The following is a 13,500-nucleotide window of genomic DNA, read 5'->3' on the forward strand; positions in this document are numbered from 1 at the left end:
CGCTCTATCTTTTTGTCTTCTCACAATTCCGGGCGCAAATCAGCGTGTCGCCGGGCCAGGTTGCGGATCGGTGGCGGTCAACTCCTGCCGGACGCCGCTGCGGCGCGTCAGCATCAGCGCGATCATCGTCATGGCGAACAGGTAGATCCCCGGCACGATGGCGAGCCAGGGCGCCCGCGAGAAATAGGGCCGCGCTTCCGCGATCATCGCGCCCCATTCGGGAGCCGGTGGCTGGACGCCGATGCCCAGGAAGCCGAGTGCGGCGATGTTCAGGATGTTGTGCCCGAACTGGAGCGCGACCAGCCCGGAGAGCAGCGGCAGCAGATGGGGCAGGATGTGCCGCCGCAGGAGATAGAGGCGGCTGCCTCCGGCCAGCCGGGCGGCCGTCACGAACTCGCGCTCCCGCAATGAGAAGGCCGTGGCGCGGGCTATGCGCGCATATTTGACCCAGCCGGTCAGCGACAGAGCGAGGATGAGCGCGAGCTCGCCGCCGCCGAGATGGGCCGCGAGGATCAACGCGATGACGATCTGGGGCAGGGAGGTCATGAGGTCCATGACGAAGGTCAAGGCCCGGTCGACCGCGCCTGCGAGCTCCGCCGCGAGCATGCCGATGGCGATGCCGACGATGAGGGAGAAGGCAATGATCGTCAGCGACAGGCCGATATCGCGCAGGAAACCGTGCGCGATCCGGGCCAGCACGTCGCGGCCGAGATGATCGGTGCCGAACGGGAAATCCGGTCCCGGCGGGCGCAGGCTGTTGCGCAGCGAGGCCTCGATCGGATCCAGCGTCAGGCCATAGGCGATCGAGAGGGCGAACAGCGCCGCGATCGCAAGCAGGAGCCAGTCGCTTCGGCGCGGCGCGGTCATGTGGCGCCTCGCCTCAGCCGGATTCGCGGATCGAGGCGAGTGATTGCGAGGTCGGCCGCCAGGTTCGCCAGCGCCACTGCCAGGGCGACGACGCCGATGGCGCCGAGAAAGGCCGGGCCGTCATGGCTGTCTAGCGCGTCGGCGAGATAGGCGCCGAGCCCGGGAATCGCGAACAGCCGCTCGACGATGACGACCCCGCCAATCAGGAAGGCGAACTGCAAGGCGAGATAGGGGATCAGCGGGAGGATGGCGTTCGGCAGCGCATGGCTGAACAGGATCGCCCGCTCGTCCAGCCCTTTTGCGCGGGCCGTGGCGATATGCGGGGCAGCGAGCGCTTCGCCCAGGGTGTCGTCGAGCAGGATGGCGTTGAAGCCGAACTGTCCCAGCGCCAGCACCGCGACCGGCAGCACGACATGCGCCCAACTGTCGAAGCCGCTGACCGGCAGCCAGTCGAGCCGCAATGCGAACAGCATGATCAGGGCGACGCCGAGAAAAAAGGAGGGTAGCGCGATCGAGCCGACGGCGAGTAACTCGAAGCTGCGGGCGGCCGCGCGCGACGGAAAGGAGCGCTTCAGGGTGATGACCGTAAAGGTCAGCGCCAGGGAGAGCAGCGTCGCGAGCAGCGCGATCAGCCCGGTCGCGGACAGGCGCCAGCCCAGTTCGAGCGCGACGGAGCGCCCGGTCCGGATCGAGGTGCCGAGGTCCCCGGTCACGGCGCCGGCGAGCCAGCGGCCATATTGCACGACAAGCGGCGCATCGAGCCCGAAGCGGCTCGCGATGGCGGCGACGTCCTGCTGCGAGACGGCGGCGGTCTGGTCCTGCAGGAAGACGCGGGTCAGGATCACCTGCGCGGGCTCGCCGGGGACGAGGCGCAGCAGCACATAGGTCAGGAAGGTCGCGGCGAGCACCGTCGCGAGGGCAAGCGCGAGCCTTTGCACGACATAGGCGGCCATCGCGCGATCGGCCTAGTGCGCGATCGTCATCTTCGGGTCGAGCATGTAGTCGTGGGCGATCGGATTGAAGGCGTAGTCGGTGATGCCCGGCCGCATCACGACATTGACCCCGTAATGGGCAATGGTCAGGCAGGGCTCCTCGTCGGCGGCGATGCGCTGGACCAGGTCATAGGCCGCCTTGCGCTCGGCCTCGTCCCGCGTCGTTATCGCGACCGCAAGAGCTTCGTCGACCTTCGGGTTGGCATAGCCCCAGCCGTTGATGGCGCCCTTCGAATGGTAGACTTGGCGCAGGTAGAAATCGGGATGCGGATACATCGCCGAGGCCAAAGCGGCGAGCCGGGCGTCGCCGGGCTTCATTTCCTTCTCGATGGCGGCGAAGGTCGTCACCTTGATCTCGACGGGCACGCCGAGCTTGCGCAGCTGGCTCTGCAGCGCCCCGGCGATCGGCATCAGGCCGGGCCGCTGCGCATAGGTGTAGAGCGTGAAGCCGAGCGGCTTGCCGTCCTTCGTCATGACGCCGCCGGAGCCGGGCGCGTAGCCGGCTTCCGCGAGCAGCTTGCGGGCCGCGGCGAGGTCGGCCCTCGGCGCGGCGATCGACTTGTCAGCGAAGGCCATGCTGTCGGGGAAGGGGGCGATGCCGGGCCGGCCCATGCCGAACAGCACGTATTGCGCGATCTCCTCCCGGTCGATGGCGAGCGACAGGGCCTTGCGGACCCGGATATCGGCGAAGTGCGTCTCCTTCAGGCTGCCGAAGCTCAGCACATAATTGCGGGCGGTGACGTTGCGCGAGACGGTGAAGCCCTTGCCGGCGAGCATGTCGAGGTCGCCATAGGGCACGTCGGCGGTGAAATCGACGCTGCCCTTCTGCAGTTCGAGCGAGCGCGTCGTCGGGTCGGGAATGCCGCGGAAGGTGATGGCTGGGATCGAGGGCTTCTCGCCCCAATAGCCGTCGAAACGCTCGACCGTGAAGCTCTGCGCCGCCGGCTGCCAGGCCGTGACCTTGAACGGACCCGTCCCGATCGGCCGCTCGATCATGCCGTCCGGCGTCTTCGGCGAGGCCGGTGAGACGATCGCGGCGCTGGCATAGACCAAAACCGCTGGCAGGGCAGGAAAGGGCTCGGAGGTGGTGATCTCCAGCGTCCGGTCGTCGCGCGCGGTAAGCGCGGCGATCTTGGTGTAGCTCCTGACGGTGCCGCTCCGCTGGAGCGCCGTGGTCAGGCTCGCAGCCGCCGCGCTTGCCGTCAGCGGCGAGCCGTCATGGAAGCGCACGCCCTGGCGCAGCGTGAAGGTCCAGAGCGTATCGCTGTCGCGGCGCCAGGAGGTGGCGAGGCCGGGCGCCAGGGTGAAATCGGGCCTGCCGGTCACCAGCGTCTCGGTGACCATGGCCTTTTCCTTCATCAGCGTGCCGTCCTGGGTCGGATCGAGGGTGGCGATCTCCCAGATCTCGGCGACGCGCAAAGCAGGCTGCCGGTCGGTGGCCTGGCCCGGAGAGGCCAGGCAGAGGGCGAGTGCAAGCGACGCGAAAAGGGGCCGTGCCATGGGTGCTCGCCGTATGATGTTTTCAAGAAAACATCATACGGCTGCGAGACCCCAGTAGCAAACAGGAATCCGCGCCGGAGCCGATGCGGCCTACCGCGCTTCAGTCGTCGTGCGCGTGCGAATGTGCGTGGCCCGGTCCATGATCGTGCCCGTGTCCATGCCCATGCGTGGGATCGGGCGCGCCGGGCAGGAGATGGAGCTGTCCGTGGCGGACGCCGCGCTGGCTGATCACCCCGTCGGCGAAGCTGCGCACCGCCCCGCTGGCGCCACGCAGCACTGCGACCTCCAGGCATTCGTGCCGGTCGAGATGGACATGCAGTGTCGCGATCGAGAGATCGTGGTGATCGTGCTGCTGGTTGGTCAGCCGGCGGGCGAGATCGCGGGTCTCGTGGTCATAGACATAGGCGAGCGTCGCGAAGCAGGGTGCGTCCGGATCGGCCTGCCGTTCAGTGCGGGCGGCCTTGCGCAGGATGTCCCGGATTGCTTCCGAGCGGCTGCCATAGCCCTTCGTCGCGCTCAGCGTATCGACGAATGCCAGCAAGTCGGCATCGATGGTGATCGTGACCCGTTCCACCCTGGACCCCGCTTCCGGCGACTCCTGTCTGCCGCAGGATAGGTCGGCTTGGCCGGAATTGCGAGGCTTGGGGCTGCTCTTGGGGCCGCTCACGATTGGAACAGGCGGCTGTACTGCGTTTCGTGCCAGGCGCTGGCCATCGCCAGAGCGGGGGCGAGATTGCCGATCTCGTCGTCGCGGAGCGAGCGGGCCCGGGAAGCGGCCTCGTCGATCGCCGTGGTGGCCTCGATGAGCAGGCGCTGGCCGGCGGTATGCCCGAGCGGCACCAGCTTGATCGCGGCCGTCACCTGCCCCTCGGCATAGACCCAGAACAGTCCCTTCAGGGCCGCCTCCGGGGCGATGCGCCAGTGATGGCCGGCGAGGGCGAAGGCGGCGGCGTAGGTCAGTGCGTGGCCGGCATACTGCCGGGCGGCGGGGACGTCGAGATCGGTAAGCAGCCGGAGCAGCGCCTCGCCCTGCCTTCTGTCCTCGCGCTGGAATTCCCGGCTTTCGCGCCCGGCCGCGAGCCACGCATTGGCCACGCGGAAGCGTTCCTGGTCGCCTGCCTCCAGCGCCTGCGCCATCCGCCAGAACAGCGCGCCGTCGAGCTGCGCGACATTGGCTTTGAGCGTGCCGAGGATCCAGTCGCGCGCGCTCGCCTCATTGGTGACCCAGCCGGCATGGACGGCCGCTTCGAGCCCACGCGAATAGGAGAAGCCGCCGACCGGCAGGCCCTGGCTCACCAGGCGCAGCAGATGCAGCGGGACGTCTGCCCGGTCGCTGCCGGAAGCTGGGACGTCGTCCATGTCTCAGGCCTCGGCCGGGGCGGCCTCTTTCACGGGCTCGGCCCGCAAGCCCCCATGCGCGACGATGAACTCGACGATGGTGTCGAGGCCCTTGCCGCGCGTCAGGTCGGTGAAGCCGAAGGGGCGGGTTCCGCGCATCCGCGCCGCATCGTTACGCATCACGTCGAGATCGGCGTTCACGTAAGGGGCGAGGTCGCTCTTGTTGATGACGAGGAAGTCGGAGCGGGTGATGCCCGGCCCGCCCTTGCGAGGGATTTCCTCACCCTGGCAGACGGAGATGACATAGAGCGTGAGGTCGGCAAGGTCGGGCGAGAAGGTTGCCGCCAGGTTGTCGCCGCCGGATTCGATGAAGACGATGTCGAGGTCGGGAATGCGCCGGTTGAGCTCGGCGATGGCCTGCAGGTTGATCGAGGCGTCCTCGCGGATCGCCGTATGCGGGCAGCCGCCGGTCTCGACGCCGACGATGCGATCCTCCGGCAGCGCCTGCCGGCGCACCAGGACCATCGCGTCTTCCTTGGTGTAGATGTCGTTGGTGACAACGGCGATGGAGTAGTCGTCCCGCAACGCCTTGCACAATTTCTCCGCGAGCATCGTCTTGCCCGAGCCGACGGGGCCGCCGATGCCGACGCGGAGGGGGCCGTTCTTGGAGATCATGAGCGCAGAGCCTCGAACGATGGATATGGCCGATAGCCTACAGGCTTCCCGCGCGGGATTCAGCCATGATGGTGATCGTGCTTCCCGTCGCCATGGGAATGCCCGTGATGATGCGAATGCTCGTGATCGTGATGGTGGTGCCCGTGATCGTGCGAATGGGCGTGGTCATGGCTGTGTCCATGGTCATGCGCGTGGCTGTGGCCGTGGCCGGAATAGGCGCCGCGCACCGGGTCGAAGGCTGCGACGATGTCCTCGACCTCGGCGCCGAGCCCTTCGAGCATCGCCTTGATGACATGGTCGCGCAGGATCAGGATGCGGTCGGTCGCGATGGCGGCGGCGAGATGGCGGTTGCCGATATGCCAGGCGAGCTCGGCGAGATGCAGCGAATCCCTGGCCCTGATCGCGTAGAGCGGCTCGTCGGCGGCAGCGATCTCGACCACGCCGCCGCCTTCGATCGCCAGGGCGTCGCCGGCCGCCAGAACCACCGTCTCGGGGAGATCGATCAGAACCTTGCCGCCGTCGACGGTTTCGATCATGCGCCGGCGCAGATGGCGCTCGTCATGCTGGAGGACGGCGCGGCCGAGCACCGGCTGCTGGGGCAAGGAGGCGTCCGTCTTGCGCCTGACGGCTATCGCTTTCAACATGGTGCACCCGTTTCGGACAAGGTCGGCTCATCCACCTTGTGACGAGCCCGATGGAGACGTCCAGTCAAGCTCTCACAATGAAAGAGGATCGAGCGTTAGCGCAAACGCCACTGTCCTACCAGTATCCGCCTGGACATTGTTTAGGCATCGAGCACAATTATCGCGCTAGGGTTTGAGATAAATTGTATAGTTTCTGGGACGCATGGCACAGCCATGGTCTTGCGACTCTCCAGAACAGCTTTCTGTTTGCTGCTTTGCCGGGCGCATGCTAGGGAATCGGCCCGCGTTCCGGGCTGGATCGGCGTTGATTTGAAGTGCCTTGACTGAAGAGCGGCCCATGAACGCAATCGTGCCCATTCCGCCTTCGCAAGCCGCCCAGTCAAGTTCACTGGCGCGCGCTCGCTATGCGGCGCAGCCGAGTTCATGGCCCGCCGAGCTGGAGCTGTGGTTCGCGCTGAGCGCCGGCAAGACCCGTCTCGTCCGCCGCCGCCATCTCGGTCCGCTCGTCGTGCAGCGGCCGTTTCATCCGGAGAAGGATGGGACTTGCCATGTCTACCTGCTGCACCCGCCGGGCGGGGTGGCAGGTGGTGACCGGCTTGATCTGCGTTTCCACCTCGACGCCGGAGCGCGCGCGCTGCTGACGACCCCCGGCGCGACGAAATTCTATCGCAGCGAGCACGGCGCCGGTGCGCAATCGGCTGCTGTCACGGTCGGTGCTGGCGCGGTCTGCGAATACCTGCCGCAGGAAACCATCGTCTTCGACGGGGCCGATGCGCGGATCGAGACCAAAGTGTCGCTCGCCTCCGACGCCACCTATGTCGGCTGGGACTTCCTCTGCCTCGGCCGCCCGGCCGCCGGCGAGCGGTTCGAGACGGGGCGGCTGAGCCAGCGCATCGAGATCGTGCGCGACGGCAGGCCGGTCTGGTTCGAACGCCTGGAGCTGCAGGGCGATTCGCCCCTGATGCAGGCCGCCTTCGCCCTGGCGGGCCAGCCGACCTGGGGAACGATGATCTATGCCGGCGCGGTCGGCGACGATGCGGCGGAGCAGGTGCGCGCCGCGATCGGCGCTGCCGGCGACGGCGTCTTCTCGGTCAGCCAGCTCGAGGAGGCCGTGGTCTGCCGCTATCTCGGGCCGCGGGTCGGGGACGGCAAGGCGCTGTTCGTGCGGGCATGGAACGTGCTTCGGAGCCTGGGCCAGGGCAAGGCCGCCGACAGGCCGCGCATCTGGGCAACCTGAACAAGACGAACTGCGAAGGAGGGGGAAGGCGATGGAGCTGCTTCCGCGTGAGAAAGACAAGCTTCTGCTCTTTACCGCAGCCCTGCTGGCGGAGAGGCGCAAAGCCCGAGGGGTCAAGCTGAACTACCCGGAGGCTGTCGCCTATCTGTCGGCAGCGATCCTGGAAGGCGCGCGCGATGGGCGCACCGTGGCGGAGCTGATGTCCTTCGGCGCGACGCTGCTGACGCGCGACGACGTCATGGATGGCGTCCCGGAGATGATCCACGACGTGCAGGTCGAGGCCACCTTCCCGGACGGGACCAAGCTGGTCACCGTCCACAACCCCATTCCGTGAGGCAGCGTCATGATCCCGGGCGAGTTCTTCATCGAGGACGGCAGCATCGACCTCAACGCCGGCCGTGAGACGCGGTCTATCGACGTCGCCAACTCCGGCGACCGGCCGATCCAGGTCGGTTCGCATTATCATTTCTACGAGACCAACACGGCGCTGCATTTCGACCGCGAGAAGACCAAGGGCTTCCGGCTGAACATTCCGGCCGGCACCGCCGTCCGCTTCGAGCCGGGCCAGTCGCGCACGGTCGAGCTGGTCGCGCTGGGTGGCGACAGGGTGGTCTACGGCTTCAACGCCAAGGTCATGGGAAAGCTGGGAGGCTGAGATGGCGCGCATCACCCGCGAGAACTACGCGTCCCTCTATGGGCCGACCAAAGGCGACCGCATCCGCCTCGCCGACACCGAATTGCTGATCGAGATCGAGGAAGACCGCACCGTCTATGGTGAGGAGGTCACCTTCGGCGGCGGCAAGGTCATCCGCGACGGCATGGGCCAGGGCCAGCGCAACGCCGCCGAGGTCGCCGACCTCGTCATCACCAATGTGGTGATCCTCGACCACTGGGGCATCGTGAAGGCCGATGTCGGGGTCAAGGACGGGCGCATCGCCGCGATCGGCAAGGCCGGCAATCCCGACATCCAGCCCGGCGTCGACATCGTCATCGGCCCGGGCACCGACGTCATCGCCGGCGAGGGCAGGATCCTGACCGCGGGCGGCATCGACACGCATATCCACTTCATCGCGCCGCAGCAGGCCGAGGAGGCGCTCGCCAGTGGCACGACGACGCTGGTCGGCGGCGGCACCGGCCCTTCGGTTGGCACCCTCGCCACCACCGTGACGCCCGGCCCCTGGTACATCCACCGCATGCTCGAGGCGATCGAGGAGCTGCCGATCAATGTCGGCCTGCTCGGCAAGGGCAATGCCAGCCTGCCCGAGCCGCTGCGCGAGCAGGTTCGGGCCGGCGTCATCGGCCTCAAGCTGCACGAGGACTGGGGCACGACCCCGGCGGCGATCGACAATTGCCTGTCCGTCGCCGACGAGATGGACATCCAGGTCGCGCTGCATTCGGACACGCTGAACGAGAGCGGCTTCGTCGCCGACACCTTCGCGGCGATGAAGGGGCGCGCCATCCACTCCTTCCACACGGAAGGCGCGGGCGGCGGCCATGCGCCCGACATCATCACCGCGGCCGGCCAGGAGAACATCCTGCCCTCCTCGACCAACCCGACCCGTCCCTACACGATCAACACGATCGACGAGCATCTCGACATGCTGATGGTGTGCCATCACCTCAGCCCCGAGATTCCCGAGGACGTCGCCTTCGCCGAATCGCGCATCCGCAAGGAGACGATCGCGGCAGAGGACATCCTGCACGATCTCGGCGCCTTCTCGATGATGTCGTCGGACTCGCAGGCGATGGGCCGCATCGGCGAGACGACGCTGCGCTGCTGGCAGACGGCGCACAAGATGAAGGTGCAGCGCGGGCCGCTGCCGGAGGACAGCGCGCGCAACGACAATTTCCGCTGCAAGCGCTATGTCGCCAAATACACGATCAACCCGGCGATCACCCATGGCTTTGCCCATGAGATCGGCTCCGTCGAGGTCGGCAAGCGCGCCGATCTCGTGCTCTGGAAGCCGGCCTTCTTCGGCGTCAAGCCGTCGCTGGTGATGATGGGCGGCATGATCGCGATCGCGCCGATGGGTGACCCGAACGCCTCGATCTCGACGCCGCAGCCGGTCCACTACCGGCCGATGTACGGTGTGCTCGGGCGCGCCCGCGGCAGGACCGGGGTGACCTTCGTCTCGCAGGCGGCCTTCGACGACCGGATCGGCGACAAGCTGCACCTGCAGAAGCGGCTGGTGGCGGTGAAGGGCACCCGCGGCGTCCGCAAGAAGGACATGATCCACAACACGCTGACGCCGAAGATCGAGGTCGATCCGCAGAATTATCAGGTCCGCATCGACGGCGAGCTGATCACCTGCGAGCCCGCGACCTCGCTGCCGATGGCGCAGCGCTACTTCCTGTTCTGAGGGAGGGGCGGCAGGGGGGACTCGCCGCGACCACAATCGGTCCTGGAGCGCAGCTCCGGGATCGACCGCACGCCCGCAGGGCGATGAAGCTCGATCGGACCGGCATGCGCCGGACCTGCCGTCCAAGGGGCGCTCGCATGGATACGAGACAGCTTGAGGGGAACGCCGGCGCGGCCTTCGCGATCCATGTCCTGCGCGGCATCGGGCAGGTCGTCTTCCAGAACAACCCGGTCTCCGGGCTGATCATCCTCGGCGCGCTCTTCTTCAACTCCTGGATCTATGGCGTGATCTGCCTGCTCGGGGCGGTCGTCGCGACCTTGACCGCGCGGGCCCTCGATGCCGATGACGGGCTGATCGCCGACGGCCTGTTCGGCTTCAACGGTGCTCTCGTCGGGCTCGCGCTCGTCGCCTTCACCAGCGCGAATTTCCGGACCGGCGCGGTGCCGTCGCCGGCGATGTTCGTCTACATCGTCTTCGCCGCCGCCATGACCAGCGTCGTCTTCTCGGCGCTCGGCACCTTGCTCCAGCCCTACAAGGTCGCGGCGCTGACCATGCCCTTCGTCCTGGTGGGCTGGCTGTTCCTGTTCGCGGTGCTGAAATTCGCCAATATCGAGGCAGGTCCCCTGGCGAAGCCGGTCTCGCCGGACCAGTACGCCGGGGCTGCCGCCTACATCCTGCCGACCTGGTACATGGGCGTCGGCAATGCGATCGGGCAGATCTTCTTCCAGGACAACTGGATCGCGGGCTACCTGATCCTGCTCGGCATCGCAGTGAACTCCCGGGTCAGCGCCGTGATGGCCTTGCTCGGGGCGGGGCTCGCGGCGGCGGTCGCCGCGGTCTTCGGCGGGCCGGAAGGGGCGATCCGCGACGGTCTCTTCGGCTACAACGCCGCCCTCACGGCGATGGCGCTGGGTGGCTTCTTCCTCGTCCTGACCTGGCGCAGCTTTCTCTACACGCTCTTCGGCATCGTGGTGACGACCTGGCTCTGGGCCTCCGTCGCGATCTTCCTGAAGCCGATCGGCATGCCGGTGCTGACCTCGACCTTCGTGCTCGTGACCTGGCTGATGCTGATCGGGGCGCACGGTTTCAAGGCCCTGGTGCCGGTCCCGCCGGCGCAGGCGACGACGCCGGAGGACAACCGGCGGCGCCATCTCTTGGCCTCGGCGGCGGCCGCCGCCTGAACACGCGTTTCGACCGCGCCCTCGATCCGGCGCGCATGCTTTCGAAGATGGAGTTTTCGCCGTGGGACTGATTGGAATCCTTGTCGCTCTGGCGCTGCTGATGTGGCTTGCCTATCGCGGGTGGAGCATCCTGATGGTCGCCCCGATCGCGGGCCTCGCCGCGGCCATCCTCGCCGGCGAGCCGATCCTGGCGCATTGGACGCAGACCTTCATGCCGAGCGCCGGCCGTTTCGTGGCGCAATGGTTCCCGATCTTCCTGCTCGGCGGCCTGTTCGGGAAGCTGATGGACGACAGCGGTTCGATCGCCGCGATCGCCGATTATCTGACCAAGCGCCTCGGCACCAAGCGGACCATCCTCTCCGTCGTGCTGGCCTCCGCCATCGTCACCTATGGCGGCGTCAGCGTCTTCGTCGCCTTCTTCGTGCTGGTGCCGATGGCGCAGCAGATGTTCCAGGCCGCCGACATTCCGCGCCGCCTGATGCCGGCCACGATCGGCCTCGGCGCATTCACCTTCACCATGACGGCTTTGCCCGGGTCGCCTTCGGTCAACAATGCGATCCCGATGCCGTATTTCGGGACGACCACCTTCGCCGCCCCCGGCATCGGCATCATCGCCTCGCTGATCACCCTGGTCTTCGGCCTGTGGTGGCTTGCGCGGGCGGAAGCGGCGGCGCGGGCCGCGGGCGAGGGCTTCGGGGCGGTTGCCGCGGTTCCGGCTCCGATCGACGAGAAGCTGCGCGAGAAGGCGACCGTGGCCGGCGAATTCGATCCTGCCGAGCTCGATCATGGCCAGCGGGCGGATGGGCGCCCGCCGGTTGCCCTGGCGGCGCTGCCGCTCGCCGTCGTCATCGTGGTGAACTTTCTGATGGCGCTGGTGGTGCTTCCGCGGCTTGATTTCGCCTTCCTGACCGAGCCGGCGTGGGGCAGCACCTCGATCAATACCGTCGGCGGCGTCTGGTCGGTGATGCTGGCGCTGGCGGCGGCAAACCTGACGGTGATCGCGGTGAACTTCCGGCGGATGCCCAATATCCGCGAAAGCCTCGATGCAGGCGCGAACTCCGCTGCGCTGCCGATGCTGACGATCGCCAGCCTCGTCGGCTTCGGGGCGATCGTCGCTGCCCTACCGGCATTCAACCTCGTTCGGGACGCGGTCATCGGGCTCCCGGGCGGGCCGCTGATCTCGCTGACGGTCGCGATGAACGCGCTGGCGGCCCTGACCGGCACGGCCTCGGGCGGCTCGGCGATCGCGCTGGCGGCGCTCGGCGAGCACTTCCTCAAGCTCGCGGCGACCTATGGCGTCGATCCCGCGCTGATGCATCGCATCACCGTGATCAGCGCGGGCACGCTCGACGCGCTGCCGCATAACGGCACCGTGCTGATGCTCCTGCAGATCAGCAAGCTCACCCATGCCGAGAGCTACAAGGACATGGTCATGACGGTGATCGTCGGCGTGATCATCTCGCTGCTCGCCGTCCTCTTCCTGGGATCGGTCGTCGGATCGTTCTAGAGCATCGGTCCGGAAAGCGGCGCCCGGCTTTGAGGAAACCGATGCAGTATCAATGATCCAGGCGCGAGCGCGCGCGCCCAGGGGGAGCAGGCAGCGTCGACGCCTCCGGCCCGGCCGCGCAGCCTTGGCCTGCCGGTCGCTGCGGCCGACGGCAGGACGCCGGATCGTCCCAGCGTCCGAGACGGCTCAGGCGGCGATGATCGGGGAGGCGGCATAGGCCGGCTGGCGCAGCGGCGTGCCTTCGAAGACGGTGCCTTCCTCGAACCAGCTCTTCGGCGCGGGGGCCCCCCACAGCGTCTGGCGCTGCGGATCGCGCAGGTCCCAGCGGATCGGCTCGTGATCGGGATCGATCGTCTGGTAGTCCGAGCAATAGATCTCGATGCGATGGCCGTCGGGATCGCGGACATAGAGGAAGAAGGCGTTGGAGATGCCGTGGCGACCCGGGCCGCGCTCGATATTGCCGACATAGCCGGTGGTCGCCATCAGATCGAGCAGGTCGATGATGTTGAGCGGCGTCGGCACCCAGAAGGCGACATGGTGCAGGCGCGGCCCGACGCCATGGGTGAAGGCCATGTCGTGGACACCACCCTTGCGATGCATCCAGGCGGCCCAAAGCCGGCTCCGGTCCTCGTTCTCGGTGTATTCGGTCACCCGGAAGCCGATCTCGTTGTAGAACGCCACGGAAGCGTCGACATCGTCCGAGAAGCAGTTGAAATGGTCGATACGCAGGGGTTTCACGCCCTTGTAGAGCGCATATTTCTGGTGAACCGACGGCAGCTTGTCCATGCGGAAGTAGAATTCCAGGGGTACGCCGAGCGGATCGACGGTGCGCAGGGTCCGCCCCTGATAGGGCTCTTCGACGAACTCCGCCTTCAGGCCCTTGGCACGGAAGAAATGCTGCGCCTTGTCGAGATCCTCCTCCGAGAAGACCTTGAAGCCGAGATGGCGGGCGCTGGGCTCGGCCCCCTTCTCCAGCACGATGCAGTGATGGCCGCGCTCTTCCATCGCCCGGAAATAGAGCCGTTTCGGCGTCTCCTGCGTCAGCTGCAGGCCGAGCGTGTCGCCCCAGAACGCCTTGGCGGCGGCGAGGTCCCGCACCGTCAGCACGACATGGTTCAGGCGCACGACGTGGAAGGGCGGATTGAGGACGCTGGACGGGACGGGCATGGTTCCTCCTCAGTATCGTTCTTGTTGTCTTC

The 13,500-nt window shown here is 67.2% G+C and carries 14 protein-coding genes; 6 read left to right on the forward strand and 8 right to left on the reverse strand.

Annotated elements, in window-relative coordinates; translation table 11 throughout:
• Nucleotides 1-39: 39 nt before the first annotated feature.
• From AC3WLC_RS00340 to AC3WLC_RS00370, 7 genes are all read right to left on the reverse strand, one after another.
• Entirely contained in the window at nt 40-867 is an 828-nt protein-coding gene (locus tag AC3WLC_RS00340) for an ABC transporter permease (RefSeq protein ID WP_493681968.1), read from the reverse strand.
• Nucleotides 864-1,820 (reverse strand): ABC transporter permease, encoded by a 957-nt coding sequence (locus AC3WLC_RS00345; RefSeq protein WP_493681969.1) that lies wholly within the window; start codon nt 1,818-1,820, stop codon nt 864-866. The genes AC3WLC_RS00340 and AC3WLC_RS00345 overlap by 4 nt, the downstream gene beginning before the upstream one ends.
• A gap of 12 nt (nt 1,821-1,832) precedes the next feature.
• Nucleotides 1,833-3,359, reverse strand: a complete 1,527-nt coding sequence (locus tag AC3WLC_RS00350; RefSeq protein ID WP_493681970.1) for an ABC transporter substrate-binding protein — start codon at nt 3,357-3,359, stop codon at nt 1,833-1,835.
• A gap of 100 nt (nt 3,360-3,459) precedes the next feature.
• Nucleotides 3,460-3,933: a nickel-responsive transcriptional regulator NikR gene (gene nikR, locus AC3WLC_RS00355; protein WP_493681971.1), complete on the reverse strand. Its 474-nt coding sequence runs from the start codon at nt 3,931-3,933 to the stop codon at nt 3,460-3,462.
• An 89-nt stretch (nt 3,934-4,022) separates the two neighbouring features.
• Nucleotides 4,023-4,718 (reverse strand): urease accessory protein UreF, encoded by a 696-nt coding sequence (locus AC3WLC_RS00360; protein ID WP_493681972.1) that lies wholly within the window; start codon nt 4,716-4,718, stop codon nt 4,023-4,025.
• A gap of 3 nt (nt 4,719-4,721) precedes the next feature.
• A complete protein-coding gene (gene ureG, locus AC3WLC_RS00365; RefSeq protein ID WP_493681973.1) occupies nt 4,722-5,372 on the reverse strand; it encodes an urease accessory protein UreG in 651 nt (216 codons plus the stop codon).
• Nucleotides 5,373-5,431: 59 nt separating this feature from the next.
• Nucleotides 5,432-6,016 (reverse strand): urease accessory protein UreE, encoded by a 585-nt coding sequence (locus tag AC3WLC_RS00370; RefSeq protein WP_493681974.1) that lies wholly within the window; start codon nt 6,014-6,016, stop codon nt 5,432-5,434.
• 337 nt (nt 6,017-6,353) lie between these two features.
• Between AC3WLC_RS00370 and AC3WLC_RS00375 the strand changes: the two genes are divergently transcribed.
• The 6 genes from AC3WLC_RS00375 to AC3WLC_RS00400 all read left to right on the forward strand — a co-directional run bounded on the left by AC3WLC_RS00375 (nt 6,354) and on the right by AC3WLC_RS00400 (nt 12,301).
• Entirely contained in the window at nt 6,354-7,253 is a 900-nt protein-coding gene (locus AC3WLC_RS00375; RefSeq protein WP_493681975.1) for an urease accessory protein UreD, read from the forward strand.
• 31 nt (nt 7,254-7,284) lie between these two features.
• On the forward strand, nt 7,285-7,587 hold the full coding sequence (gene ureA, locus AC3WLC_RS00380; RefSeq protein ID WP_493681976.1) for an urease subunit gamma: 303 nt from the start codon (nt 7,285-7,287) through the stop codon (nt 7,585-7,587).
• A 9-nt stretch (nt 7,588-7,596) separates the two neighbouring features.
• Entirely contained in the window at nt 7,597-7,908 is a 312-nt protein-coding gene (locus AC3WLC_RS00385; protein WP_346360369.1) for an urease subunit beta, read from the forward strand.
• Nucleotide 7,909: 1 nt separating this feature from the next.
• On the forward strand, nt 7,910-9,613 hold the full coding sequence (gene ureC / locus AC3WLC_RS00390) for an urease subunit alpha (RefSeq protein WP_493681977.1): 1,704 nt from the start codon (nt 7,910-7,912) through the stop codon (nt 9,611-9,613).
• 137 nt (nt 9,614-9,750) lie between these two features.
• Nucleotides 9,751-10,794 (forward strand): urea transporter, encoded by a 1,044-nt coding sequence (locus AC3WLC_RS00395; RefSeq protein WP_493681978.1) that lies wholly within the window; start codon nt 9,751-9,753, stop codon nt 10,792-10,794.
• Between the two features lie 61 nt (nt 10,795-10,855).
• Nucleotides 10,856-12,301, forward strand: coding sequence for a GntP family permease (locus tag AC3WLC_RS00400; RefSeq protein ID WP_493681979.1), 1,446 nt, complete (start codon nt 10,856-10,858; stop codon nt 12,299-12,301).
• 186 nt (nt 12,302-12,487) lie between these two features.
• Here AC3WLC_RS00400 and hpaD read toward each other — a convergent pair whose 3' ends face one another.
• A complete protein-coding gene (hpaD, locus tag AC3WLC_RS00405; RefSeq protein ID WP_493681980.1) occupies nt 12,488-13,468 on the reverse strand; it encodes a 3,4-dihydroxyphenylacetate 2,3-dioxygenase in 981 nt (326 codons plus the stop codon).
• Nucleotides 13,469-13,500: the final 32 nt, after the last annotated feature.

The organism is Allobosea sp. GW821-FHT03A12, assembly GCF_058986765.1.